The following is a 26,328-nucleotide window of genomic DNA, read 5'->3' on the forward strand; positions in this document are numbered from 1 at the left end:
AAATAATTGAGATGACATAAAAAAACCTCCTTTGCGGAGGTTTTTTTATGCTTAAACTTGAGAATACTAAACACCTTCTGCCAATGAGGCTGTTTTGGTATTGTCGTCAGAATGCCTGTCTATCAACTTATTGATTGGGTCAATTCCTGCTTTTTTTGGTTTTTCTTTTACGATCAAAATATATTCATTCGACTTTTTATCTATTTTGTGTTTTTTCAAGTACAGCAGATTTGGTTCGCCTTTTATATCTTCCCCATATATACCAATATCAATCCAGTCGTTGATAGCAATTGGCTTTTCATTGCCCGAACTATCCGCCCTGAATTTCTCACTCGAAGTCGTTATTTTAACCTCATAAGTTTTGTCTTTTAATGCTTTGTATTCCACTTTTTCGGTTTTGTTTTCAAAAAGCGTAATTGTCTCAAACATATCGGTAATGATACTTTTGAGAGAGTCAGGCGTTTGGGCTTTTAAATATCCAAGCAAGTCATTGCTTGTTGGATATCGTTTATGCACTGATTCGGGTCCTGGGTATTGCCAATCGGCTAGAAAGTTACGCAAGCCAAGATTTACTTTTTCTTCCCCTATATAATCCTGCAAAGCAAACATCACCAGAGCTCCTTTTTGGTAATGTATATAGCCTTGACTCTCTACCATATTGAGCGGTTGTTCTTTCTTTCTTTCGCTAGATCTGCCTCTTAAGTATCTATCAAGTTCATATTTCAAGAATTTCTGCATCATTTCTGGTTTTATAGCGTGTTTCATTACCATCAAAGCCGAATATTGTGCTTGAGTTTCAGAGAGCATTGCATTGCCTTTTACACGAGCTTCTGCTACCTGATGTCCCCACCATTGATGTCCTAACTCATGAGCTGTTACATAAAATGGCATGTCTAAGTCCTCGTCAGGATCAGAAATTTTCTGAATAAAACCAATTCCCTCCGAAAATGGAACTGTATTGGCAAATGACTGTGCAAAGTCCGCATATTTTGGAAACTCCATGATTCGCATTTGTCGATATTGGTACGGGCTGAAATTTTTAGAATAATAATCAAATGATGCTTTCATAGAAGTCATCATTTTGTCCAAATTATATTCATGGCCTTTGTTGTAATATATCTCAAGACTCACAGGTTTTCCATCTGCAGCCACCCATTTGTCCTTTTTGACTTCATATTTGGCTGAAACTATAGAATAAAAATTTACCATAGGTACATCCATTTTATAATGGAAATACTTCCGGCCTTTTTCGTCCCAAGTTTTTTGTAAATATCCAGGAGCAATAGCAGTTTGTTCTTTGTCTGTACCAATCACCATTTCAAAACGGATATAATCAGCATCATCACCAAAAAGGTTCATTGATAAACCTATAGGGTCATTTTGCTCCATCATTCGTTCTTTTTCTTTTAACTTATATTTCCTTCTAGTATCGTCGCTTCCTATTTCAAAGCCTTCGTTATAACCAATAGTAGGGAAATAAAAATTATTGAAGAATGTGCCGTTATAAACGATATTGGTATTAGATCCACCGGCAACAAAACCTTTCGTTTCGAAAATTGTCTTAAAAGACATTTTTACAGAATCGGAAGGTGCAAGAGCTTGGTTTAAGGTATAAATACTATACCCAAATTTTTCATATTCCTTATTTTCTTTTGCTCCACCTTCGAAGTTCAGATATTCCAATTTCATGTCGTGCTCTTTATCATTTTGGATATGCACTTCTTTCATAGGTTTATCTGTTTTATTTTTTAACCAAAAATAGCCTTCAGCAGTAAAGTCTCTTTCACTGGGATATATTTCTACTTTTAGGTTTACATCAATGATTTTGGGTTGCGGTATATTTTCAAACTTCTTTAAAGTAGTTTCATAGGCCACTTGTTTTTTCTCCGAATCTTCCCTTGACTCATACTGATTTAATTTGTTTGTGTTATAAAAAATGTAACAGCCGGAAAGTATAGTAGAGAGCAATGCGAAAATTCCGAAAGTGATGACAGGCCTCGTCAAACGCAATTTACCTACTCTTAACCTAGTTTTCATAATCGACTCAGAACCTCTAACAGATAAAACTACAGACAAAACAAAAAATACAACGACCATGGAAAACCAATAAAGTTTCATCCATGAAAATGAAGTAACAAAGTGCCCAAATTTGTTCATATCTGAAAAACTCCCAAGTCTTCCGCTTCCAAACATAAACATTGGATGCTGAATACCAGCTGCTCCAAGGAAGAATGTTGTTAGGAAAAATACAAACATCATGGCAAATCCCATAAATTTGTTATTGGCCATAACTTGCACAAAAAACGAAAGTAAAATGTACAAAAGCACAAAAGATAAAGTGCTTGTAAACATTGATTTAAAGTACAAAGAGAGTTCAAAATTGAAATATCCATGAGCTGCTTGGACAGCAACACCCATAAATATCAACAATAGCATAATGCACAAACATATTAATAGCATGCCGATGAACTTTGCGGTAAGATTTACCCAATCTTTTACAGGAGTGGCATCTATTATTAAGTGAATGTTCGATATTCTTTCTTTCCAGATCAATTCCCCCGAATAAAAAACAATAATGATAAGGAAAAACATATCAAAACCATCTAACATGCTGATTACGTTGGCCGTAATAGGGTAGGAGCTTGTACCATACATTTTGTCAAAATAAAACGAATCGACAATGATTTGTACAACTCCTACAAACGCTATAGCCAAAAATGGGACTTCTCGCGTGACCATTTTGAAATAGAACTTGCTTTGTGTCCAAAGTTGACTGATACTCGTAGAAAAACCTGAAAATTGTCCAACCAAAGGTATTTTTACAGATTCTGGATTTATTTTTTCTTCTATTTCTCCCTTTTTTATTTTCTTCTTGAAAAGGCTATTTCTGACTACATTAAAACTAAAAGAAAAGTAAGTAGCAAAAAGTATAAGTATAGCTATTGAGCACCAAACCAATCTATTCCACAACAATACGCCTGACAAAGGTACTATTTGGGAGTTTTTTTGAGCGGGTGTCCAATATTCAGTAAATATCGAAAATGCTCTCACTCCAAAAGGATCCAGCATAGCTGAAAGTGTTTTGTTGTCAATATCACTAAGTAAAGTATCCGATACTTGATAAAGGACAAAAAGTATAATTCCTTGGGTATAAATAACAATAGTTGACCTGCTCAATGCCCCAGCAGCAAAAAATACAGCTCCTTGAATAAATAAATTGCTTATACCCCAAACAAAGAAAGGTTGTAAATAAGACCATGCATCAAAAACCAACATTTCTTTTTCTTTCCAAGACGGATCCCAAGGTAAAAACTTTCCTATTGAATAGCCTACCATAAATGCCATCCAAATGGAGCAATATATCAAAACCATTACTATAAATGAACCGAAAAATCGTCCAAATAAATAATCGAATTTGGACATGGTGGTACTGAACATCAAAGACTCGGTTTTGTGTTCAAAATCTCTCAAAACAGCTACGCCCATTAAGGCAGAGGCTATGAAAGTGAAGAAAAACGTCATGATAATAGTCATGAACGCCAAATTGTAAGGCGAGTTTTCTTTTATTTGGCCACCGGCTATTCCGCCTATTGTTACGAATTTAGATGTAACGGCAGCAAAGCAAAGGAGAAACAGTATTCCGAAATAGATATAGGTGGCAGGTCGGTTTTTTCGATAGAAAAACTCAAATCTGATTATTTCTTTTAACATAGTTTTAAAGATTTAAGCTTGTAAAAATATTTTTGAGAAATAAACGTCTTCCAAATCAGCATCGATAGATTCAAATGTCCCATCTGGATTTTCGTCTGATAAAACATTAATTACAGGATTTCCAGCAATTAGTTTTTCTGAAATTACCTTAAAATTGGCTTTAAAGTCAGCTAATTCGTCTTTTTTAATGCGTTTAGACCAAACTTTTCCATTTAATTCTCCAAGAGCATCGTCCGGATTTCCTTTGTATAAAATCTGACCTTTGTTAAATACCGCCATGTCAGAGCATAATTCTTTTACATCTTCTACGATATGAGTTGAAAGAATCACAACTGTATTTTCGCCCAATTCAGAAAGAAGATTTAAGAACCTATTTCTTTCTGCAGGGTCAAGTCCTGCCGTGGGTTCGTCTACAATAATTAGTTTCGGATTGGCTAAAAGTGCTTGTGCTATTCCAAATCTTTGCTTCATACCACCCGAATATCCACCAAGGTTTTTCTTTCTTGATTCCCAAAGATTGGTTTTTTGGAGTAAAGCTTCAACTACATTTTTACGTTCTGAGGAATTGGTGATTCCTTTCAAAACCGCAATATGATTCAATAAATTTACGGCACTAACTTTAGGATAAACGCCAAATTCTTGAGGTAAATAACCTAAGGTTTTTCGAATTTCTTCTTTCTCAGTTAATACATTAATATCTCCCAAGAAAATTTCCCCAGAATCGGGTTCTTGAAGTGTGGCTATAGTCCGCATTAATGAAGACTTTCCAGCTCCATTGGGTCCTAAGAGACCGAACATTCCTTGGTTAATCGTAAGGTTTACATCTTTTAAGGCTTGAACACCGTTAGAGTAGGTTTTATTTAGTTGGTTAATAACTAGGGTCATAGCTAGAGTTTTTAATGATTATTTTTTAAAATTAAGAATTTACAATATTTAGTCCTATTTTTCATGTGTTTAAATTTTTCGAAAATCACTTTTTAATAATTTATACTATTTCTTGGAAAATAGCAGTTATAGGGTTGTTTTTTATGCTTTTTGGGCAAAAAAATGGGTTTTATTCAATGTTTTTTCAATTTTTATGGATTTTTTATTTGTAATAAAATTTTAAAATGAAATGAATAATTAAAATAAAAATTAAATTTGTACATTGTTTAATTCTTAAAGCTGGTCTTTCGTTCATCCTATATAAAAAAATGAAAATTAAAGGTTTTATACTTTTGTTTTTTAGTGTAAGCCATTTTATCTACAGCCAAGAGATTATTTGGGCTAGTACCATTTTAGAGAAATCTTCCGAAACTGTTGACGAAATATATTCGCCCAAGCATCGAGCTGTTCAAATTTTAGGTAAACCCAATGTGCTTCCTCAAACTGTCAGTTCTCCTTGCAGTTGGCGTCCAACAGGTTCTGGTTTTGGTGAAGATTATATAAAAGTTGGATTTCCTAAGGCCATAAAAGTAAAGCAAATAGTAATTGGCGAAACCGTAAATCCAGGAGCTGTAGGCCGTATTTTTGGATATTCAAAAGATAATACGGAGATTCTTTTATATGAAAATAGAGATCCAGCACCACGTTTAAGTGGTAGAACTTGGAACGTTTTAATACCAGAAACACAAGTAGAAATATCTGCTATCAAACTGTTAATTGTTCATTCGCTCAATAAAGGACTTAAAGAATATGATGCAATTGGGATTTCTTCCAGCGAATTGCCTTTTGTGGCAAAAATAAATGTTGCCGAAAATTTGCCTAAAGACCAGGAAAAGGAAAATCTTGGTCCAAATATAAATTCGAAATTTAGCGAAGTTGCTCCTATAGTTTCACCTGATGGAAAATATTTGTATTTCACAAGATTAAATCATCCAGATAATATTAGAGATAAGTCAAAAAAATATAGTAAAAATTTGGAAATCCAACAAGACGTTTGGGTTTCCACTTTAAATAAAAAAGGTATCTGGGATGAAGCGAACAATATTGGAGGCCCGATAAATACTGAGATCAATAATGCAGTTACTACAATTTCTGCTGATGGAAAAACTTTATATCTCATAAATGTTTATCAGCCAGATGGAAAGTATGACATTGGCTTATCTAAATCTGTTTTTAAAAATAAAAAATGGGAATTTCCTACACAAGTTAAAATAGAAGATTTTCAAGTTTTAGAATTTTATGATGAAAGAAATAAATCATTCGCAAGAACTGCGGAATATGCTATAAGTTCAGATGAAAAATATTTAATAATGGCTTTAAAAAGAAAGGGTAGTTTGGGGGACAAGGATTTATTTGTGTCATTCAAAAAAGGAAATGGTTGGTATTCAAAACCCTTAAATTTAGGTCCAACATTAAACACCGCTGGACAAGAAACCTCACCTTTTTTAGCAGCTGATAATACTACTCTATATTTTAGTTCTAATGGTCACCCTAGTTATGGAGATGCAGATATTTACGTAACCACTCGCTTAGACGATACTTGGACCAATTGGACAGAACCCGTGAATTTAGGTCCGGCAATAAATTCTCCGGAATGGGATGGATACATTACAATTCCGGCTTCGGGTGATTATGCATATTTTAGTTCTTTTGTAAATACCTCAGGGACTGATGACATTTTCAAGATAAAGCTTTTCCCCAGTATAAAACCAAATGTAGTGGTAATGTACGACTTCCAGTTTTTGGATAAAGTTACTAAAAAGAGCATCACGCCTAGTTTTGATTTTAAGTCGAATGAAGCGGTTGTAGATAGTTCAAATAAGGTTACATGGACATTTGATGATGAAAATAAGGTTTTTAAGACCATACTTAATGTTGGGAAAAAATACGACATTACGGCAAGTTTAGAGTCATATGGGGACTTTAAGTCTACCATTGATTTAAGTAAGGAGACGGTTTTTAAGGAAATAAAAGCGACTTTTGAGATGTTACCTTTAGTGAAAGGTCAGAAAGTTTTATTGCAAAATTTGTTTTTTGATCAAGGAAAATCCAAAATAAAAGAAGAATCTTTTACCGAACTCGAAAAAGTCAAAAGTATGATGTTGTCTAATCCGCAAATGGAAATATTATTAGAAGGGCATACTGATAATCAGGGAGATATGTTTTTGAATATCAAACTCGCAGAGGATAGAGTATTGGCAGTGAAGGAATATTTAACAAATGATGGGAAAATAGATGGCTCAAGAATTTCGATAAAATCTTGGGGTCCATACAAACCCGTAGTTCGAAACTCAAGCGAAGAAGCTAGAAAGAAAAATCGAAGAGTGGAATTTACGATAACCAAAATGTAGTATTTTTGCCTTCGCAAATAGAAATTTATGAGCCCAAAACTGCTTTTAGTTGTTCCTTGTTATAATGAGCAAGAGATATTGCAACTAACCAACCAAAAACTTAACGCGTATTTTGATAATTTGATTTCGAGAGGAATAATTCGCTCTGAAAGTAAAATCTGTTATGTAAACGATGGCAGCAAAGACAGTACTTGGGATATAATTGAAGAGCTTTCTAGTAATAATTCGAGAATACTAGGTGTAAAACTTTCTAAAAATTATGGCCATCAAAATGCTCTTTTGGCGGGTTTGTTTGAATATAAAGGCATTTTTGATTGTTATATTTCTATTGATGCAGACCTACAGGATGATATAAATGCCATAGAGCCAATGATCGATCGCTATAACGAAGGTGCAGCTGTGGTTTATGGTGTTAGAGACGATAGAAGCAATGACTCATTTTTTAAAAGAGTTACGGCAGAGACTTTCTATAAAATTATGTTGAAACTAGGTGTGCCAGTTGTTTATAATCATGCTGATTTTAGATTGATAAATGATCAAGTTTTAGAAGAATTGACTCACTATCGAGAAGTTAATATGTTCATAAGGGGGATAATTCCCACTATAGGAATGAAATCTGCTAAAGTTACCTATAAAAGATTGGAGCGTGAAGCTGGAGAAACGAAATATCCAGTTAGCAAAATGGTGGTTTTTGCATGGAATGGGGTTACTTCTTTTTCTACGGTTCCTATGCGTATGGTTTTGTGGTTTGGGATCATCAATTTTTTTGTGGCCGTTGCTATTGGTTTGTATGTGGTGATAAGCCAAGAAATGGGACATACCGTGGCAGGTTGGACTTCAACAGTTTTGCCGATGGCGTTTTTTAGTGGTTCAAATATGATTGCGATAGGTTTAATAGGAGAGTATATTGGTAAAATATACGAAGAAGTAAAAGCCCGCCCAAGATATATTGTTGAAAAAAGCTCCGATTTAAATATTTCTGATTCTAAAAAAAATATTTGATTTACGAATGAGGAAATATTTTTTACTATTTGTTTTACTCCTGATTTCAGCTGGTTTTCGTTTTATAAATCTTGGAAACCGTGGTTTGTTTACTGACGAAAAGTTCACAATGCTCAATGCCAATGGGATTTGGGTTGGTGGAGGAAATCAGGTAGATATCTATAATCAACAGTATTTTACACCCGCAGATTTTTGGAAAACAAAAAAAATAAACGATTACTTCGAAGCTATTGCACATTCTGATTTTGGAACACATATCGTATATAACGGAATCGTACATTATTGGATGCAGCTTTTCGGGAACTCTGACTTTTCAGTTCGATTTCTGAGTGCTATTTTTAGCCTTATTACCGTTTTACTCGTTTTCTTGTTGGTTTCTAAATATTTAAAAAATAATACAGCTGCGTTTTTTGCAGGTTTGCTTTTAGCTCTTGATCCTTTAAATATAGCCCAAAGTCATATTGCAAGGAGCTATACACTATCTTTTTTAATAATGGTGTTAAGTACCATTTATTTTCTCAAGATTCTTAATTCTACAAAGAATACTAAATATTTCATAGTCTATGCTCTTTTGGTAGGCCTTGGAATGTTGAATCACTATCTTAATTTTCTTGTGCCTTTATGTCACGCTTTGGTCTTTCTAGTTTTGAAAAACAAAAAACATTTATGGTGTGGTTTTATAGGAGCTGCTTTATTTAATGTTCTCTTGATGCTATATTGGTTCAATTGGGGCGGTGGTTATTTGGCCATGGAATTTTTAAAAGACAAAAACGAGAAGCATTTAGAAATGGCAAAAGGAGCCTTAGATGGTATAATTGAGCTTAGTACACCTGAAATTGTTACTAAAAAAACCTTAGAATTGTTTTTTGATTCAAGTGTTTTAAGTCAAGGATTGTTTACCCTACTCAATGGAGTAAAAAATGTAGGTATCTCACTTTTGGTGTTTTTGTCTTTATTAGGAGCGTATTTTTTCAAGAAAAACAAAAAAGTTTTTGGTTTATTTTTCATACCTGTATTGTTACTTTTGGGAGCATATCCTTATTTGTTCAATGGGATTTTAGTGGCCTGTTTTTTATATTTTGTTTTGTTTTTGGGCCTAAAGTACACAATAGATTTATACAAAAAAACCGAAAATAGGGCACAATTTGCTTTGATGGCTGTCTGTCTTTTGATGATATTTTTACCTATTTTATTTGTGGTAAATGATGCCCTATCTAACGGACACACTACAAGCCTTACACATAGATACATTGGTGTGGCTTCTCCATTTGTGGCTATTTTTATTGGAGTTTCTCTTTCCAATATTATCAAGCAATCTTCCTTGATAAATTTTTTACTAGTATGTGTTTGCCTTATCCAATATAAACCTGTGAAGAAGGAAATTTGGAGTTATTTTGAGGATAAATCCTTGATGAACGCTTATTTTGAACCTTCAAGAATAGAAAATCCCTATGCTCAAGCAGCTAAAAGTATTATGAATACTGCTCAGAAATCAGACACTTTGATTATACCAGGCGGATTTAAAAACGTTTATATGCAAGCCTATGAAAGTAAGGTAGTGAAGTCATATTTAGATGCTCAGTTTTTGAATGTTTATTTTCCAAAAGACTTTTATATTATGCAGAAAATAGACGCTTACGAAAAAGATAAAATATACTTGAAAAAGGAAAATGGAGAAAAAGTCCTTATTTTTGATTTTCAAGGAACCAAATATAGATATTGATGAATGTAAAAATTGTTTTGCCTGTTTACAATGATTGGGAAGCATTAAAGCTTTTAATCGTAAAAACAGAAAATATATTTAAAGATAAAAAAGTACAACTTTCGTATTTGGCTATTGACGATTGCTCTAGTTTGCCTTTTGAAGCCAAGGTTTTTGAAGGAATAAACATCAAGGTTATACATTTAATTAGTAACCAAGGCCATCAGAGAGCAATTGCCATTGGATTATCTCATCTAGCTGATAATAATGACGCCGATTTGATTGTCGTTATGGATTCCGATGGCGAGGATCAACCCGAACATATTGTTGATTTGATAGCAAAATCTCAGCAGTTTCCGGATAAAATAATTTTTGCAAAGCGTAAGAAAAGGACAGAGTCTTTGTTGTTCCGAACTTTTTATTTGGTTTATAAATTCATTTTTAAATTTTTAACGGGACACGTTATTACTTTCGGTAATTTTAGTTTGATACCAGCTTCAAAACTTAAGAAAATTGCCAATGTTTCAGATATTTGGAATAATTTCCCTGGAGGTGTAATTCGTTCTAAACTACCCTTTGATTCGGTTCCTTTGGATAGAGGAGTTAGATTAGCAGGCAACTCAAAAATGAACTTCAGCTCCCTGGTTTTACATGGAATGAGTGCCATTTCGGTTTTTCTAGACTTTACAGCGGTTAGAATTTTGCTTTTTGCTACAGCTATGGTATTGTTTTCAGTAATAGGTTCAGGTGTAGCACTTTATATGAAATTTGTATTAAATCAGGCCACGCCAGGTTGGGCCTCCAATCTAGTCATGGCCTTTTTTATTGTATTTCTTCAAGGGTTTTTTATAGCTCTATTCATTCTGTTTATGGTTTTAAGCTCAAGACGTTACACGAGTTTTATTCCTTATTTTGGTTATAAAAAATATATCGACTTTATAGAATAATGGAAAATATCAGTTTCGAAGAATTCCTAGCTCAGAAAAAGATTAATGCTGAATTGTTTTACGCTCAAAACAAATCCTTGTATGATTCATGGAAAAGCGAATTTGAGCAACTCAGCCTTGAAAGTTTTGTGATGCAAAAGAAGTTTTCGATAAACAATGTTAGACGCCAATTTCTACTCCTTAAAACCACATAATTACTTCGATATTCGTGGTTTTATGACAAATATCATATTGTTTGATGATGTCCTACATGAATATTTTTCTTCAATAATTGGAGTTTTGTGCTTGTTAAACCCGATTGATGAACAGTACAATTACACCGATAGATACCAAAACTACCTGCTACCATTGCGGAAATGAGTGCAGGGATGAGGATATTTTTGAGGATGAAAAGCATTTCTGCTGTTCGGGCTGTCTGACCGTTTATGATATTTTAAAAGACAATAATCTTTGTGGCTATTATGATTTAAACCAAAATGCTGGCGTAAGTTTAAAGTCAAAGAATTTTAATGGAAAGTTTGATTATTTAGAAGAAAAATTGATCCAAGATGAACTATTGGCGTTTAAAAACGAAAGTATCGCCAAAGTGATTTTGTATGTGCCTTCTATCCATTGTAGTTCATGTGTTTGGTTGCTTGAAAACTTCCCGAAGATCAAATTAGGTGTAATTACTTCCCGTTTGAATTTTGTCAAAAAAGAGCTTTCTATAGATTTTGATCCTAATTTGGTTAGCCTAAAAGAGATAGTTGAGCTAATGGCAACTTTGGGATATGAGCCTAAAATCAATCTAGATAGTATTCAAAAACCGAAAATTATAGATTCAGAAACCAAACATTTGTTATATAAAATAGGTGTTACGGGTTTTTGTGCAGGAAATATCATGATGATGAGTTTTCCTGAATATTTTAATTTGAATAGCAATAGTGACATTTCACTTCAGCGATTTTTCTTGTATTTTAATTTCCTTTTGGCATTGCCTGTTTTCTTTTATGGTGCCAGTGATTATCTAAAAGGAGCATATTATAGCATTACAGAAAATCTTAAAAAGAACAGTGATGTTTTGAGTGTGGATATTCCGATAGCTTTGGGTATAACTGCTTTGTTTACAAGGAGTTTGTACGAAACCTTTGTGACGCACACCGCAGGTTATTGGGACAGTATGGCGGGTTTGGTACTGTTTTTACTTTTGGGTAAATGGGTGCAACAAGTAACTTTCAATTATCTTTCATTTGATAGAAGTTATAAGTCTTATTTTCCTTTGGCTGTAAAAGTTAAAAATCAATCAGTTCAATACAAAAACGTAAACGACCTAAAAAAAGGCGAAGAATTTATAATTCACCACCAAGAATTGATACCTGCTGATGCTATTTTGAAGGAAGGAAATGCACTTATAGATTATAGTTTTGTTACAGGCGAAGCTAAGCCAGTGAAAAAATTAAAAGGCGAGGTGATTTTTGCAGGAGGAAGGCAAGTGGCTGATAGTATTGAACTTATGGTACAAAAGCCAGTTTCCACAAGTTATCTTACGCAGCTTTGGAACAACGAAAGTTTTCTGAAAGAAAAGACGATTCCTACAACAGAATTGGCAAATGCATTCAGCAAGTATTTTACCTATATCACGATTTCGATAGCTGTTTTGGTAGGAATCTATTGGCACTTTAATAACCCAGCATTGCTTTGGCCCGCAGTTACTGCGGTTTTGATGGTGGCTTGCCCTTGTGCCTTAACGCTCTCTTTGCCTTTTACGATGAATACAACAATGAGCATTTTTGGAAAGAATAAGTTTTTTGTAAAAAACCAAGGTGTGATTCAAATATTGGCGGAGGTTGATACAATAGTTTTTGATAAAACTGGCACACTTACCGAGGGCAATAAAGGAAAGGTGAGATTTGAAGGAAGTATAAATAAAGATGAAGAAAAGTTAATCTACAGTGTTGTTAATCAGTCTGTTCATCCAATGAGTAAAATGGTTGCAGAATATTTAGCTCCTAATTTAGCCTATAAAGTTACGGATTTTGAAGAAGTAAAAGGCAAAGGTGTAGCAGCAGTAGTTGAAGGTAAAAACATTAAACTTGGTAGGTTAGATTTTGTAAAAAATGAGCCAACTATTCAAGTTGATTCAGAAGTCCATATAATGATTAACAATGTTTACAAAGGATTTTTTACAGTTGAGCCACAGTTTAGGTCTAACTGGAAAGAATTGCTAGAGAAATTAAAAAAGACTTTTGATATTAAATTGCTTTCAGGCGATACCAACAAAGTTCAAAAAGTTCTAAGTCCAATTTTTGGGGAGAATATGCAGTTTGAACAAACGCCTCAACAAAAACTCGATTACATCAAAGGTATTCAAAACGACGGCAAGAAAGTATTGATGATAGGAGATGGCTTAAATGACGCCGGTGCATTGAGAGAAGCAAAAGTCGGCATAGCATTGACGGAAGACATTCAAGCTTTTTCTCCTTCTTGCGATGCTATTTTGGATGCCAATAATTTTGAAAAACTAGGCAAATATGTAGTTTTTAGCAAAACAGCTTTGAATGTTGTAAAAGCCAGTTTTTTGCTTTCTTTAGTTTATAATTTTTTATGTATAAGCTGGGCTTCTACTGGTTTGCTTTCACCAGTATTTGCAGCGGTAGTGATGCCTTTGAGTACCATTTCGGTGGTTTTGTTTGCAGTGGGTTCGACTTGGATTATAGCTAAACGTAGAAAACTTTTATAAAAATGAGCATATTGATTTTGTTGGTGATTTTAGCAATAATAGTTGCGGGTAGTTTTTTAGCTGCATTTTTTTGGGCAACTAAAGACGGTCAATTTGAAGATACTTTTTCTCCATCTGTGAGAATACTGATGGATAACGATAGAAAAGAAAATAAAAAACATTAAAGAAGCTGAAAAGCGATTCCAATCAATTAGGGTTTAAATACTCTTCCAGCTAAAGGTGGTGACTTTGTCGCCACCTTTACTTATTTTTAGGGCTTTGTTAGGCATTAAATAGAAAATTAAATCACCTGCCTTATTTGAGAAATAAATCTTATTAAGTAACTTGCAGAAATATTTAAAACGAACTATTTTTATGAATTTTCCTGCGGATTTAAGATATACAGAAGAGCACGAATGGATCAAAATTGAGAGCGATAACACAGCATTGGTCGGTGTTACGGATTTTGCACAAAGTGAGCTTGGAGATATAGTTTTTATAGAGATTGAAACAGAAGGAGAAGAGTTAGGGGCTAATGATATTTTTGGAACTATCGAAGCCGTAAAAACAGTTTCTGATTTGTTTTTGCCAGTAGCTGGAAAGGTTTTGGAAGTAAATTCTGCCTTAGCAGACGAGCCTGAATTGGTAAACAATGACCCTTATGAAGGTGGTTGGTTAATAAGAATGGAAATAGCTGATTTGTCGTCATTGGATGGTTTAATGGACGCAGAAGCTTATAAAAGTTTAATTGGACATTAATTATTAACACTAAAAGAATGAAACTGAAATTCAATATTTCCTCAAGTACATTCTTGTGTTTTTGTAATTTTTGATTTTAGCCCATAAGGGCTTTTTTTTTAGAATTAAATGAAAGTTTTACTCAAAAAAGTACGTGTATTTGACTCAAATTCTACTTTTGATAATCAAGAGGTAGATATTGCTGTTGAAAACGGGATAATAGTTTCTATCGGAAATATTGAAGATTCGGGTTTCGAAGACATTATTTCTGGTCAAAATTTATGCGTTTCAAATGGTTGGGTTGACGCCGGTGTGCATTATAAAGAACCTGGGGCAGAATGGCTTGAGAATATGGATTCTCTACACGCAGCGGCTCTTGAAGGAGGTATAACTACTTTGGTAGGTTTTCCAAATACAAACCCGACAGTTCAAACAAAGGAATCGTTGTCATATTTTGGCAATTTTTCGAAAAATAATCTGGTTTCGTTTTTGAATTATGCGGCGGTTACCAAAAACTGTGAAGGCAAAGACTTTACGGATATGATGGACTTGCATTATAATGGTGCCATTGGTTTTTCAGATGGAAAGAATCCTATCCAAAGCTCAGACATATTACTGAAAACTTTGCAGTATTTACATCCATTGAATACCATTTTAGTAACGAAATCTGAGGATAAATACCTGAGCATGTTTGGGCAAATGCATGAGGGCATCACGAGTACGATGCTAGGTTTGAAAGGAATTCCTTCTGCCGCTGAGGAAATTATGATAATGCGAGATTTGAAACTTTTGGAATATTCTGGAATCAAATCCGAACAGCCTTTGCTTCATTTTTCCACTATTTCTACACTACAATCGGTCAATTTGATAAGAGAAGCCAAGGCCAAAGGTTTACCGATAAGCTGTGATATAGCTGCTCATCAATTGGCTTTTACCGATGAATCTCTTTTGGATTTCGATACCAATTTAAAGGTTTCGCCACCATTTAGGTCAAAAAGTGACGTCGATGCACTCATAGAAGGTCTAAAAGATGGAACTATTGATATGATTGTTTCTGACCATAATCCTTTGGATGCTGAGCATAAAAATGTAGAATTTGATGTGGCAGATTTTGGGGTTTTGGGAATCCAAACTTTATTTAGTGTGGTCAACACTTATTCTGGCCTTGATTTGCAAACCATTATTGAAAAAATAGTTTTAAACCCAAGAAAACTTGTAAAAATTGAGAGCCCAAAAATTGCTATTGGAGAAAAAGCCAATCTAACCGTTTTTGACCCGGATCAAGAGTTTGTTTTTGAAGAAAAGAATATTTTATCTTTGAGTAAAAACAGTCCATTTATAGAAAATAAACTGAAAGGAAGAGCAGTTGCAGTAGTTAATAATGGGAAATTTAAAATTTTAGGATAGTGAAAAGAAAACAGATATTTAGATATTCTATAACTTTTGGATTGTTGGCAGGCTTGGGTTGTTTTCTTTTTTTTGTTGCCATGTATTTTACCAAATCTGACCCCTTGTCATTAAGAAGACCTGATATAGGAATAAATATAATATTGATTTGGGCAGCAATTTGGTATTTTAAAAGGAACAATGGTGGTTATTTGCACTTTTATGAAGGTTTTTCAATTGGGTTTTTAACCAACATCATTGCTGCATTGGTTTCAGGGATTTTAGTATATTTGTTTATTGAATTTATCGATGCCAAACCTTTTACTGAATGGATGGTTAATGGGAAGGCATTGTTAATAAAGGACAAAGAGATGTTTCAAAAAATGTTAAATGAAAAATCTTATAGACAAAGCCTTTTGTCTTTTGATAATCAGAAACATAGCGTAATTATTTATGACGATTTGATGTTTAAACAAGTGGCAATTATAGCTATTAGTCTATTCAGCATGGCAATGAGAAAAATACAAAACTTATAAAAATATGGAAAAAGTATCTACAGCAAGAATTGCCCTAAAATGGGGATTGATTTATGGAATTGTGGGCATAATAGTAAATACAATATCTTTAAATACTGGCCTTTGGAAATCTTTAGCCTTTGGGTTTTTAATAGGCTTAGGCTTAGTTTTCGGGATTTTGTATTTGGCAATGAAAGACTTCAAAGACTTGAACAATGGACTTTTATCTTTCAAAGAAGGTTTAGGCTTAGGCACACTTACTATGTTTACAGGTGGTTTATTGTCTGTGGCTTATGATAATTTTTATAGAAAATTTATCGATCCAACTCTTCTTGACCAAACCATAGAAATGGTGACTGAAAAGTACGAATCTATGGGCTTGCCAGATGATAAAATTGAAGAAGCTGTAACGAAAATGCAAGAAAGTGCTAATTCCGGTTTGAATTTTTTATGGGGTGTTTTAGGTGTAGTCGTTATAGGCTTCATTTGCTCTTTGATAATGGCTGCAATAATGAAAAAAGAAAAACCTGTATTTTCATAAAACAAACTTATGTTTAGTATTTTTAAGAAAGAAGTTTCTTCTTATTTTAACTCCCTAATAGCATATATAGTAATTGGAGTATTTTTGTTGTTAACAGGTCTGATGCTTTGGATGTATCCAAATTCTAATGTTTTAGATTATGGTTATGCCGAAATGACGTCATTTTTTGATTTTTGCCCATACATTTTTCTTCTTTTGATTCCTGCTGTTACCATGCGTATGTTTTCGGAGGAGTTTAGGACTGGAACAGTTGAATTGTTATTTACGAAGCCAATATCACTTTGGGGGATCATTCTGGGTAAATATTTTGCTACATTGTTTATTTTAGTTTTGGCTATTTTACCCACTTTGGTTTATTTTGTCTCTATCTATTTATTGGGTAATCCAAAAGGGAATATAGATTCAGCTTCGGTATTTGGCTCATATTTTGGTTTGATTTTGCTTGCTGCAGCTTATGCGGCTATTGGTATTTTTACCTCAACATTATCTAAAAACCAAGTGGTAGCTTTTATTCTTGCTGCCATTATTTCTTACTTTTTTTATGATGGTTTAGGGCAATTGGCATCCATTTTTAGAGGTAGTTTTCAATATTATTTAAACTTTCTTGGTTTGGATTTTCATTATTCATCATTAGGAAAAGGGATGCTGGATAGCAGAAATATAGTTTATCTAATTAGTTTTTCGGGTATTTTTCTAGTTTTTACACATTTACTTCTAAACAAATCTAGAAAATGATAACCTTAAAAATATACCATATTAATGCTTTCGCTAATGGGCCTTTTTCGGGAAATCCTGCAGCTGTAATTCCATTAGATTTCTGGATTTCAGATGAAATTATGCAGCAAATTGCTGCTCAAAATAATCTTTCTGAAACTGCTTTTTTTGTAAAAAATTCAGAAGGATTTCATATCAGATGGTTTACACCGAAAGCAGAAGTCGCACTTTGTGGTCATGCCACATTGGCTTCAGCCTTTGTTTTGTTCGAAATTCTAAAAATTCAAAACGATACTATTGTTTTTGAATCTAAAAGTGGGCCATTGTTTGTGAACAAAATAGGTAGCAAAATAAATCTTAACTTTCCTTCTCAGTCTCTAGAGCAAATAGATCCAGTTTTGGATTTAGAAGAAGGTTTAGGTCATTCCTCTTTAAAAACATATAAAGCTGGAGACGATATTCTTTTAATTTATCCAAACGAACAAATAATTGCAGAATTGAGCCCAGATTTTGGATTATTAGCCAAAGTCAATGTGAGGGGTATTATCGTATCCTCAATTTCAGATAATTACGACTTTGTTTGTAGATTTTTTGCTCCAAAAGTTGGAATAAATGAAGATCCCGTTACAGGAAGTGCATTTACTAAGCTTATTCCGTATTGGTCAAATGTTTTGAATAAAATGCAAATGAATGCTTGCCAGATTTCGGAAAGGAGAGGTGATGTATCTTGCGAATTATTAGGAGATAGAGTTTTAATTGGTGGACTGGCCAATTGTTATCTTATCGGCGAAGTATTTGTCTAATTTTCTTTCCTTCCAATACCTCTCAAAACCACCAAGCTACTGATATTCAGTATTTATTTTATAATAAATGGCGTTTTACTTGACAACGGCATATCGGATTTCGTACCTTTGCAGCCCGATATAGATTTGTTAAGAAATTATAAAACAGCATTTTGGCAGTTCCAATAATTATCCTGAAATATTCGGTTTAAATTATTCTTTAAATTTTGAAAAAATAATAAATGAAATTATCTGCATTTAAATTTGATCTTCCGCACAGTCTTATTGCTCAATATCCTCTTGATGATCGCGATGGAGCCCGCATGATGGTTTTGCACCGTAAAACTGGTAAGATCGAACACAAAATGTTCAAAGACATAGTAGATTATTTTGGCGAAGGTGACGTGATGGTATCAAACAATACTAAAGTGTTTCCAGCTAGGTTATATGGTTCTAAAGAAAAAACAGGTGCTAAGATTGAGGTATTTTTGTTAAGAGAACTTAACAGAGAAATGCGTCTTTGGGATGTTTTGGTAGATCCTGCTCGTAAAATCAGAGTAGGAAATAAATTGTATTTTGGAGATTCGGATCTTGTAGCTGAAGTTATTGACAACACAACTTCAAGAGGAAGAACAATTCGTTTCTTGTTTGATGGAAATCACGAAGAAATGATGCAAGCTGTACATGAGTTGGGAGAAACTCCAATTCCGAAAGATGTTTTGCAAAGAGAAGTTACAGATATAGACAGCGAACGTTACCAAACTATTTTTGCTGAAGCCGAAGGTGCCGTTGCAGCTCCTACAGCAGGTATACATTTTACAAAAAACATTGTAAGACGTATGGAAATAAATGGTGTTGATTTTGCTCCATTGACTTTGCATATTGGTATCGGTACTTTCAGACAAGTAGAGGTGGAAGATTTGACCAAACACAAAACGGATTCTGAGAACTTCTTTATTCCTGAAGAAACTTGCAATATCGTAAATAACGCTTTAGACGAGAAAAAAAGAGTTTGTGCAATCGGAAGTACATCTATGAGAGCTATGGAGTCATCGGTTTCGGCTAATGATAGAGTTAAGCCAATAGATAATGCTTGGACGGATAAGTTTATATTTCCTCCTTACGATTTCAAAATCACCAATGCACTTTTGACTAATTTCCATTTGCCAGAATCTATTTTGTTGATGACAACTTGTGCTTTTGGTGGATATGAAACTATTACAGAAGCTTACCAAGTAGCAATTAAAGAAAAATACAAATTCTTTACCTACGGTGATTGTATGTTGATTATCTGATTAGTTTTATATTATAGAATTTTGAAACTATATTTGAAGTGTCGTGCGTATCGCATGACACTTTTTTTATGACAAAAAAATACGCAATAATTGTAGCTGGGGGTTCAGGAAGTAGGATGTTATCTGATATTCCAAAACAATTTTTGAATCTTGGAGATAGACCGATTTTAGTTCATAGTATACAAAGATTTATTGCCATTGGAAGAATCGAAATAGTCTTGGCTTTGCCTAAAAATGCAATAGAATACTGGGATAAAATCAAAACAGAATATTTTGAAAATACGCAAAATATTAAAACAGTAGAAGGAGGTGCTACTCGGTTTCAGTCTGTAAAAAACGCTCTCATGTCTATTCCAGAAAAAGAAGGTCTGGTGGCAGTGCATGATGGCGTGCGACCTTTTATTCCTACTAAAATAATTGAAGAAACCTTTAGATTAGCTGCTATTCATAAAGCTGTAATTGTAGCAGTAGATTCAAAGGATTCTGTGAGGTTAACAAAGGACGAAAAGAATTTTTCAATAGATAGAAAGACCGTAAAACTTATTCAGACTCCACAAACCTTTGATTTGGAAATATTGAAAGATGCTTATCAAATAGATGAAAAAGAGACTTTTACGGATGATGCTTCAGTTGTTGAACAGCATGGGTTTTCAATTTTTTTAACCGAAGGTTCTTATAAAAACATAAAAATTACCACTCCTGAAGATTTAGAAATAGGGGAAGTGTTTTTGAAAAATTTAAATGAATGAAAAGAGTAATAGTTGCTTCTAAAAATCCGGTTAAAATCAAAGCTGCTCAAGAAGGTTTTGAGCGGATGTTTGAAGATTTAAAATTCACATTTGAAGGCGTGGAAGTTGGCTCAGACGTTAGTGATCAACCCATGGGCAGCGAGGAAACTTACACAGGTGCTTTCAATAGAGCCTCCAAAGCACGAGATGTTTTTCCTCAGGCGGATTTTTGGGTTGGAATAGAAGGTGGAAACATTGAGCATGGAACAGATGAAATGGAAGCAATGGCTTGGATTGTAGTTTTAGACGAAACTAGATTGGGAAAGGCCAGAACTGCTGGTTTGTTTTTACCAGCAAAAGTAATTGCCTTGATACGTGAAGGTTATGAATTGGGTCATGCCGATGAAAAAGTGTTCGGAATAGAGAATACCAAACAAAAAATGGGCACTACAGGTTTATTGACAAACAATGCAATAGACAGAACACAATTTTACGTACCTGCTGTTATTTTAGCTTTAATACCATTTCTTAAACCAGAATTGTACTAATGGCAAGAATAAGACTAACTCTTAATGAACTTTCAGCAGGTGTTTTATCAGGAGATAAAGCTATTCTTGGCCGAGCCATAACATTAGTTGAAAGTCAAAAAGATGAAGATAGAATACTTGCTTCAGAATTAATCCGAGAGATTTTGCCTTTTACTGGCAAAAGTTTTCGCCTAGGCATCACGGGTTCACCAGGTGTCGGTAAGAGTACTTTTATTGATGGTTTTGGAGAGTTTTTAATAAAATCAGGGAAAAAATTGGCGATTTTAGCCGTAGATCCTACTAGTAAAATAAGTGGCGGAAGTATTTTAGGTGATAAAACTCGGATGGAGAAATTGGTGAATCAATCCAATGCTTTTATACGACCAAGTCCAGCTGGTGATGAATTAGGAGGAGTAGCCCAAAAAACTTTTGAAAGTATTTTGCTATGTGAGGCAGCAGGTTATGATATGATTTTCGTAGAAACAGTTGGGGTAGGGCAGTCTGAAACTTCTGTAAAAGAAATGACAGATTTCTTGTTGTTTTTAACCATAGCGGGAGCCGGAGACGAATTGCAAGGGATAAAACGCGGCATAATGGAAATGATAGATATGGTGGTAATTAACAAAGCCGACCTTGTTGAAGCTGAAAGTTTAGCCAAATTAAAAGGAAACTTGATTTATGCTCTTCATCTTTTTCCAGAAAAAACCTCCCAATGTTCGGTGAATGTTTTCGCATGTTCTTCGTTGAAAGGGGATGGTTTTGAAGATATTTGGAAATCGATTTTGAACTATGAAGAAAAAGTAAAAAGTAATTCTTTTTTTGACAATAATCGTAACCAACAAAAGGTAAATTGGATGAACAGGAGTTTGCAATACAAAGTGCTCAATTTCTTCTATCAAAATGCCGAATTTCTTCCTAAAATAAAAAAATATGAGGAATTAGTCATTCAAAATTCAATGAGTCCGATAGATGCGGCAAATCAATTGTTTGAATTGATGAAATTTAAATAGAAAACCACCCTTCCAGACCTTAGAATATTTCATTCCACAAACTAAAATCCTTATTTTTGCATAAAATACATCAATAATATTAGTACATGGCATTTTTAAAAAATGTGTTCTCTGGTTTCTGGAATAAAATAGCTGATTTAATCTTAAATCATAGACTTAAATTTTTAAGCCTTATAGGTTTGATTACCTTGTTTATGGTATATCAAATAACAAGGTTGGAGCTATCTTATGAGCTTCCTAAAATTTTGCCTCAAACAGACGATAGTTTTAAATTATACGAAGATTTCAAGAAACAGTTTGGAGAAGATGGGAATGTGATGGTAATAGCTATTGAGTCGGATAAAATATATGATTTGAAGACTTTTAATGCTTGGTTTGACCTCAATCAAAGTATTAAAGAAATTAATGGTGTAAAAAATGTTTTATCGATAGCCAGTTTGTCTGAAATTCAAAGAGATGACGAGCATAAGAAGTTTATTTTTAAGCCATTGTTGACTAAAAGGCCTGAAAGTCAGACAGAAATAGATTCTTTAAAGAAACGAATTCAGAATCTTCCTTTTTATGAAGGTTTTGTATATCAAGGCAATGCTCAGTTGATGGCAGTAACTTTTAGTCAATCTATTCTAAATAGTAAAGATAGAATTTCGCTAAGTCAAGAAGTTATAGAAAACGCAGAAGCATTTGGAAAAGTAAACCATCTGAAAATTCATTTTTCTGGTTTGCCTTTTATCCGAACCAATTTCATGTCTAAGGTAAAAGAGGAACTGACCATGTTTATGGTTCTTGCATTTTTGGTTACCACATTCATTTTGTATTTGTTTTTTAGGTCGTTTCGTGTGGTTTTTTATGCCACTATGGTTATACTTATCGCAGTTATTTGGTCAGTAGGTTTGATTGCTTTACTAGGTTATAAAATTTCGATTTTGACAGGGATGATTCCACCATTGATTATTGTAATTGGTATCCCGAATTCAATATTCCTAATTAATAAGTACCAGGAAGAGTTTTTAAAAACCAATTCAAAAATTGATTCTTTACATACTTCTATCGAAAAAATTGGCAAAACTACTTTTATTGCCAACGTAACGACCTTTATTGGCTTTATAGTTTTTTACTTTACTGGAAGTCCACTTTTACTTGAATTTGGATTAGTGGCTGCTATATGTGTTATGGCAACGTGGGCTATCTCACTAATTTTGATACCTACCATTTTTAGTTATGTACCCAGTCCTAAAGCGAAACATGTTAGGCATCTTGAAAACAAGCGGATATCTTTAATACTTCAAAAAGTAGACTATTTTGTTCATCATCGTCGTACAATTACCTATTGGGTAGTTGGTGCTATTGTTATTATTTCCATTTATGGAGCTACAAAAATTAAGGCTATTGGCTATGTGGTCGACGATTTGCCCGAAAAAGATCCAGTTTTTGCGGATTTGAAATTTGTTGAGAAGAATTTTAAAGGCATAGTTCCTTTTGAGGTTTTAGTGGATACCAAAGAAGAAAATGGTGTATTCAATCCTAAGATTTTGAATAAAATGAAGTCTTTGCAAAGAGAATTTGCCAAGTATCCTGAGTTTACTAAACCACTTTCAATTGTAGAAGGCTTAAAGTTTATCTACCAAGGATATAGAGGCGGAGATCCGAAATATTATGTTTTACCGCCAGCTATGGAATTGCAGAAACTAGGTGAGTATGCCCAAGGCGAAGAAGGAAGTGGGAAAGAAAATATGTTTTCTGCATTTTTGGATTCTACCAAACGAATGACACGAATAAGTTTTCAAAGTGCAGACGTGGGCACTGTTAGAATGAGACAGATGTTTACGGAATTACAACCAAAAGCCGATTCTATTTTTAATTTCGACAGAGAAACTAACCAATGGAAACCTGAAAAAGATCAGGTTTTGGTGAAATTGACTGGTAATGGCGTTGTGTTTACAAAAGGCAATGACTATTTATTGGGTAATTTGCGAGATAGCACTATCTTGGCAATTCTATTGGTATCATTGGTTATGGGTTCGCAATTTTTAAATTTCCGAACAGTTTTGATATCAACTATTCCAAGTATAATTCCATTAATTATTACTGCTGGAATTATGGGATTCTTTAATATTCCCCTAAAACCTAGTACTACGCTTATTTTTAGTATCGCCTTCGGAATTGCCAGCGATGGTACCATATATTTTCTTACAAAATACAAGGAGGAAATATTAAAAGGAAAAACCATTTCGCAGGCTGTTTCAGAAACCATAAAATTTACGGGTATAAGCATGTTTTACACGGCCATTATACTGTTTTTTGGTTTCGGGATATTTGTCGCATCAGGTTTTAAAGGTACGGTTTTCTTGGGTTTATTGGTTTCTATTACGCTTTTGATAGGTATGGTTTCCAATTTGGTGCTTTTGCCTTGTTTTTTAATGACATTAGACAAAAGGCAAACACTGAAACAAATCAAGAAAAATGGAGCAAAATAATAGCCTTACCACACTAGGTTTAAAGCTTCCGTCTGACCCAAGGTGGGTGAATATAGCGGAAATGAACCTATCCGACATTTTGATTGATCATGCATTTTGTGAGCAAAAAGCCGCAACCAAGTGTATTACCTTGATTGTGAAATACCCAGATTTGGACTTTTTGGTTGATACATTAACGCCAGTCGTAACTGAGGAATGGGGGCATTTCCAAGCGGTGAAAAAGGAAATGGAAAAAAGAGGTATAAAACTCACGAGAAAGCGAAAAGATGAATATGTGGCTCAATTGGGTAAATGCATGCGAGGTGGTGGAAGTAGATATGACCAACTGATGGAAGACACACTCTGTTTTGCTTTGATAGAGGCAAGAAGTGCTGAAAGATTTAAGTTGCTTTCGGAAAATATAAGTGAGGAAAGTTTGAAAGATTTTTATCATCAATTAATGATTTCTGAAGCTTTACATTATCGCAATTTTATAGAAATAGCTGAGTTTTATAATCCAAAAGAAAAAGTAAGGGCAAGATGGGAAGAGTTATTGATCCAAGAAGCTGAAATAATGCGGAATTTAGAAGTAAGAAAAGATAGATTTCATTAATATATAAATTTTAAAAAATGAGGTATTTAGTTTTAGTGTTGTGTTTGTTAAATATTGGTGTTTTAGCTCAGGGTCCTGCTGAAACACATCTTAAAAACGTTAAACAGTTGACTTTTGGCGGAAACAATGCCGAGGCATATTTCAGCCGAGATAGTAAATATGTAAGTTTCCAATCTGACTATAAAGATTGGGGATTGGAATGCGATCAAATTTTTTATTTGGATGTAAAAAAAGATACAAAAAATACTAAGCCAAAAATGGTTAGTACAGGAAAAGGTCGTACAACTTGTAGTTTTTATATGCCCAATGGCAAAGAAATAATATATGCCAGTACACATGAAAATGGGGGAGATGCATGCCCGATGCCACCTGATATGGGTAAAAAATACCTTTGGGCTGTTTATGAGACATTCGATATTTATGTTTCAGATTTAAAAGGTAAAGTAAAAAGAAGATTAACAGATACACCAGGATATGATGCTGAAGCAACGGTTTCACCTGATGGAAAGAGTATTGTGTTCACTAGTACCAGAAATGGGGACTTGGATTTATATATTATGGACATAGACGGTAAAAATGTTCGTCAGATTACACATGAGTTAGGTTATGATGGCGGTGCTTTCTTTTCACCCGATAGCAAAAAACTTGTTTTCAGGGCTTCAAGGTTTAATAGCGAAGAGGAAAGAGAGGAGTACAAAGAAAACTTAAAGAAGAACTTGGTAGCACCAACAAACATGGAGATTTTTACTTGTAATGTAGACGGTTCAGATTTGAAACAAATCACAAATCTCGGAAAGGCAAATTGGGCTCCATATTTCACACCCAAAGGAGATAAAATTATTTTTGCTTCCAATCATCATTCCCAAAGAGGTTACGATTTTCAATTGTATCTAATAAATATTGACGGTACAGGTTTACAGCAAATCACTACAGAAAGTAATTTTAATGCATTTCCGATGTTTTCTTATGATGGCAAAAAGCTTATTTTTAGCTCAAACAGAGACAATGGAGGTACAAGAGATACCAATCTTTTTATTGCGGATTGGGTAGATTGAAATAATATTATTTTTGATTCAAAAATTAAACTCTTCATTCATTTGTAGAGTTTTTTTTAGGGCGTCCTTAAGTATCGTAACCTACTAATTACCAGTACTATATTTTAAAAACAAAACCCCGAAAACCTCCAATTTCTTGGAAATTTGGGGTTTTTTGTGTATTTTAGAGCACCTTACCTCCCTAAAATATGGTGCAAAATACATTATTTTCTTTTGATAGCCCAATTTTTCCTGAATGGTATTTTTTCAATAATTCGACCGAGCTTGGGCGAATTTACAAGCTGATTCCTTGGAATGATTTGGTTAAAGTTCTCCCAGAAAAGAGGCACCCTGCTGGAGCCCCATCTTACCTTCCAAAAGCTGGTTATTTTGGCTTAATGTTTTTGAAACATTATACTGGTTTAAGTGATGAAAAACTGATGGCAGCTTTCCAGACCAATTTTTCTTACCAAATGTTTTGTGGTTGTCGGTTAAAATTAAATGAGGTTATTCGTGATAATGCGTTTATTAGTCGTGTTCGAGGTTATTTGGCTAAATATTGTGATATGAATAAAATTCAAAAAATATTAGTTGAAGCATGGAAGGGTGAGCTCGAAAACACCAACATTTTGATGATGGATGCTACTTGTTATGAGG

23 protein-coding genes are annotated in these 26,328 nt (G+C 34.0%); 21 read left to right on the top strand and 2 right to left on the bottom strand.

Translation table 11 applies throughout. The annotated features are described in order from the left end of the window. Nucleotides 1-66 precede the first annotated feature (66 nt). On the bottom strand, nt 67-3,711 hold the full coding sequence (locus EGI22_RS23900; RefSeq protein WP_255071238.1) for a M1 family aminopeptidase: 3,645 nt from the start codon (nt 3,709-3,711) through the stop codon (nt 67-69). Between the two features lie 12 nt (nt 3,712-3,723). Beyond that, the gene (locus EGI22_RS23905) at nt 3,724-4,596 is read right to left on the bottom strand and encodes an ABC transporter ATP-binding protein (RefSeq protein ID WP_255071239.1); all 873 of its coding nucleotides are present in this window, start codon (nt 4,594-4,596) and stop codon (nt 3,724-3,726) included. A gap of 308 nt (nt 4,597-4,904) precedes the next feature. On the opposite strand from EGI22_RS23905, the gene EGI22_RS23910 reads away from it, so the two are divergent. The 21 genes from EGI22_RS23910 to EGI22_RS24010 all read left to right on the top strand — a co-directional run. Further along, nucleotides 4,905-6,986 (top strand): OmpA family protein, encoded by a 2,082-nt coding sequence (locus tag EGI22_RS23910; RefSeq protein WP_255071241.1) that lies wholly within the window; start codon nt 4,905-4,907, stop codon nt 6,984-6,986. Nucleotides 6,987-7,013: 27 nt separating this feature from the next. After that, the gene (locus EGI22_RS23915) at nt 7,014-7,988 is read left to right on the top strand and encodes a glycosyltransferase family 2 protein (protein WP_255071242.1); all 975 of its coding nucleotides are present in this window, start codon (nt 7,014-7,016) and stop codon (nt 7,986-7,988) included. A gap of 7 nt (nt 7,989-7,995) precedes the next feature. Then, nucleotides 7,996-9,711 (top strand): glycosyltransferase family 39 protein, encoded by a 1,716-nt coding sequence (locus EGI22_RS23920; protein WP_255071244.1) that lies wholly within the window; start codon nt 7,996-7,998, stop codon nt 9,709-9,711. Further along, on the top strand, nt 9,711-10,637 hold the full coding sequence (locus EGI22_RS23925; protein ID WP_255071246.1) for a glycosyltransferase: 927 nt from the start codon (nt 9,711-9,713) through the stop codon (nt 10,635-10,637). Before EGI22_RS23920 ends, EGI22_RS23925 begins: the two co-directional genes overlap by 1 nt. After that, nucleotides 10,637-10,831 carry a hypothetical protein gene (locus EGI22_RS23930; protein ID WP_255071248.1) on the top strand — a complete coding sequence of 65 codons (195 nt, stop codon included), beginning with the start codon at nt 10,637-10,639 and terminating at the stop codon, nt 10,829-10,831. Before EGI22_RS23925 ends, EGI22_RS23930 begins: the two co-directional genes overlap by 1 nt. Before the next feature lie 107 nt (nt 10,832-10,938). Continuing rightward, nucleotides 10,939-13,356 (top strand): heavy metal translocating P-type ATPase metal-binding domain-containing protein, encoded by a 2,418-nt coding sequence (locus EGI22_RS23935; protein WP_255071249.1) that lies wholly within the window; start codon nt 10,939-10,941, stop codon nt 13,354-13,356. A 2-nt stretch (nt 13,357-13,358) separates the two neighbouring features. Continuing rightward, complete coding sequence (gene ccoS, locus EGI22_RS23940; RefSeq protein ID WP_255071250.1) at nt 13,359-13,520, top strand: cbb3-type cytochrome oxidase assembly protein CcoS; 162 nt, start codon at nt 13,359-13,361, stop codon at nt 13,518-13,520. 190 nt (nt 13,521-13,710) lie between these two features. After that, nucleotides 13,711-14,094 (top strand): glycine cleavage system protein GcvH, encoded by a 384-nt coding sequence (gene gcvH, locus EGI22_RS23945; RefSeq protein ID WP_255071251.1) that lies wholly within the window; start codon nt 13,711-13,713, stop codon nt 14,092-14,094. Nucleotides 14,095-14,202: 108 nt separating this feature from the next. Further along, nucleotides 14,203-15,480, top strand: a complete 1,278-nt coding sequence (locus EGI22_RS23950; protein WP_255071252.1) for a dihydroorotase family protein — start codon at nt 14,203-14,205, stop codon at nt 15,478-15,480. Beyond that, complete coding sequence (locus EGI22_RS23955) at nt 15,480-15,995, top strand: DUF4199 domain-containing protein (protein WP_255071254.1); 516 nt, start codon at nt 15,480-15,482, stop codon at nt 15,993-15,995. The genes EGI22_RS23950 and EGI22_RS23955 overlap by 1 nt, the downstream gene beginning before the upstream one ends. Nucleotides 15,996-15,999: 4 nt before the next feature. Then, the gene (locus tag EGI22_RS23960) at nt 16,000-16,515 is read left to right on the top strand and encodes a DUF4199 domain-containing protein (protein ID WP_255071255.1); all 516 of its coding nucleotides are present in this window, start codon (nt 16,000-16,002) and stop codon (nt 16,513-16,515) included. 9 nt (nt 16,516-16,524) lie between these two features. After that, nucleotides 16,525-17,250, top strand: a complete 726-nt coding sequence (gene gldF / locus EGI22_RS23965; RefSeq protein WP_255071256.1) for a gliding motility-associated ABC transporter permease subunit GldF — start codon at nt 16,525-16,527, stop codon at nt 17,248-17,250. Then, nucleotides 17,247-18,032, top strand: coding sequence for a PhzF family phenazine biosynthesis protein (locus tag EGI22_RS23970; RefSeq protein ID WP_255071257.1), 786 nt, complete (start codon nt 17,247-17,249; stop codon nt 18,030-18,032). Before gldF ends, EGI22_RS23970 begins: the two co-directional genes overlap by 4 nt. Nucleotides 18,033-18,253: 221 nt before the next feature. Next, on the top strand, nt 18,254-19,306 hold the full coding sequence (queA, locus tag EGI22_RS23975) for a tRNA preQ1(34) S-adenosylmethionine ribosyltransferase-isomerase QueA (protein ID WP_255071259.1): 1,053 nt from the start codon (nt 18,254-18,256) through the stop codon (nt 19,304-19,306). A 68-nt stretch (nt 19,307-19,374) separates the two neighbouring features. Then, a complete protein-coding gene (locus EGI22_RS23980) occupies nt 19,375-20,055 on the top strand; it encodes a 2-C-methyl-D-erythritol 4-phosphate cytidylyltransferase (RefSeq protein WP_255071260.1) in 681 nt (226 codons plus the stop codon). Then, nucleotides 20,052-20,582 (top strand): inosine/xanthosine triphosphatase, encoded by a 531-nt coding sequence (yjjX, locus tag EGI22_RS23985; protein WP_255071262.1) that lies wholly within the window; start codon nt 20,052-20,054, stop codon nt 20,580-20,582. Before EGI22_RS23980 ends, yjjX begins: the two co-directional genes overlap by 4 nt. Next, nucleotides 20,582-21,571, top strand: a complete 990-nt coding sequence (meaB, locus tag EGI22_RS23990; protein ID WP_255071263.1) for a methylmalonyl Co-A mutase-associated GTPase MeaB — start codon at nt 20,582-20,584, stop codon at nt 21,569-21,571. Before yjjX ends, meaB begins: the two co-directional genes overlap by 1 nt. Nucleotides 21,572-21,657: 86 nt before the next feature. Continuing rightward, on the top strand, nt 21,658-24,045 hold the full coding sequence (locus EGI22_RS23995; protein WP_255071264.1) for an RND family transporter: 2,388 nt from the start codon (nt 21,658-21,660) through the stop codon (nt 24,043-24,045). Next, nucleotides 24,032-24,637 carry a tRNA-(ms[2]io[6]A)-hydroxylase gene (locus EGI22_RS24000; protein WP_255071265.1) on the top strand — a complete coding sequence of 202 codons (606 nt, stop codon included), beginning with the start codon at nt 24,032-24,034 and terminating at the stop codon, nt 24,635-24,637. Before EGI22_RS23995 ends, EGI22_RS24000 begins: the two co-directional genes overlap by 14 nt. Before the next feature lie 17 nt (nt 24,638-24,654). Further along, nucleotides 24,655-25,692 carry a hypothetical protein gene (locus EGI22_RS24005; protein WP_255071267.1) on the top strand — a complete coding sequence of 346 codons (1,038 nt, stop codon included), beginning with the start codon at nt 24,655-24,657 and terminating at the stop codon, nt 25,690-25,692. A 188-nt stretch (nt 25,693-25,880) separates the two neighbouring features. After that, the coding region (locus tag EGI22_RS24010; RefSeq protein WP_255071268.1) for a transposase at nt 25,881-26,328 on the top strand (448 nt) is incomplete at its 3' end.

Source organism: Lacihabitans sp. LS3-19 (assembly GCF_024343575.1).
GTDB lineage: Bacteria > Bacteroidota > Bacteroidia > Cytophagales > Spirosomataceae > Leadbetterella.

Bases quoted from the DNA above. Each gene is read 5' to 3' on its own strand.
- yjjX (WP_255071262.1), top strand. From the start codon at position 20,052: ATGAAAAGAGTAATAGTTGCTTCTAAAAATCCGGTTAAAATCAAAGCT.
- EGI22_RS23970 (WP_255071257.1), top strand. From the start codon at position 17,247: ATGATAACCTTAAAAATATACCATATTAATGCTTTCGCTAATGGGCCT.
- EGI22_RS23905 (WP_255071239.1), bottom strand. From the start codon at position 4,596: ATGACCCTAGTTATTAACCAACTAAATAAAACCTACTCTAACGGTGTT.
- EGI22_RS23920 (WP_255071244.1), top strand. From the start codon at position 7,996: ATGAGGAAATATTTTTTACTATTTGTTTTACTCCTGATTTCAGCTGGT.
- EGI22_RS23925 (WP_255071246.1), top strand. From the start codon at position 9,711: ATGAATGTAAAAATTGTTTTGCCTGTTTACAATGATTGGGAAGCATTA.
- EGI22_RS23980 (WP_255071260.1), top strand. From the start codon at position 19,375: ATGACAAAAAAATACGCAATAATTGTAGCTGGGGGTTCAGGAAGTAGG.
- EGI22_RS23930 (WP_255071248.1), top strand. From the start codon at position 10,637: ATGGAAAATATCAGTTTCGAAGAATTCCTAGCTCAGAAAAAGATTAAT.
- EGI22_RS23950 (WP_255071252.1), top strand. From the start codon at position 14,203: ATGAAAGTTTTACTCAAAAAAGTACGTGTATTTGACTCAAATTCTACT.
- EGI22_RS23915 (WP_255071242.1), top strand. From the start codon at position 7,014: ATGAGCCCAAAACTGCTTTTAGTTGTTCCTTGTTATAATGAGCAAGAG.
- queA (WP_255071259.1), top strand. From the start codon at position 18,254: ATGAAATTATCTGCATTTAAATTTGATCTTCCGCACAGTCTTATTGCT.
- EGI22_RS23910 (WP_255071241.1), top strand. From the start codon at position 4,905: ATGAAAATTAAAGGTTTTATACTTTTGTTTTTTAGTGTAAGCCATTTT.
- EGI22_RS23995 (WP_255071264.1), top strand. From the start codon at position 21,658: ATGGCATTTTTAAAAAATGTGTTCTCTGGTTTCTGGAATAAAATAGCT.
- EGI22_RS23935 (WP_255071249.1), top strand. From the start codon at position 10,939: ATGAACAGTACAATTACACCGATAGATACCAAAACTACCTGCTACCAT.
- meaB (WP_255071263.1), top strand. From the start codon at position 20,582: ATGGCAAGAATAAGACTAACTCTTAATGAACTTTCAGCAGGTGTTTTA.
- gldF (WP_255071256.1), top strand. From the start codon at position 16,525: ATGTTTAGTATTTTTAAGAAAGAAGTTTCTTCTTATTTTAACTCCCTA.
- EGI22_RS23900 (WP_255071238.1), bottom strand. From the start codon at position 3,711: ATGTTAAAAGAAATAATCAGATTTGAGTTTTTCTATCGAAAAAACCGA.
- EGI22_RS24000 (WP_255071265.1), top strand. From the start codon at position 24,032: ATGGAGCAAAATAATAGCCTTACCACACTAGGTTTAAAGCTTCCGTCT.
- EGI22_RS24005 (WP_255071267.1), top strand. From the start codon at position 24,655: ATGAGGTATTTAGTTTTAGTGTTGTGTTTGTTAAATATTGGTGTTTTA.
- EGI22_RS23960 (WP_255071255.1), top strand. From the start codon at position 16,000: ATGGAAAAAGTATCTACAGCAAGAATTGCCCTAAAATGGGGATTGATT.
- ccoS (WP_255071250.1), top strand. From the start codon at position 13,359: ATGAGCATATTGATTTTGTTGGTGATTTTAGCAATAATAGTTGCGGGT.
- gcvH (WP_255071251.1), top strand. From the start codon at position 13,711: ATGAATTTTCCTGCGGATTTAAGATATACAGAAGAGCACGAATGGATC.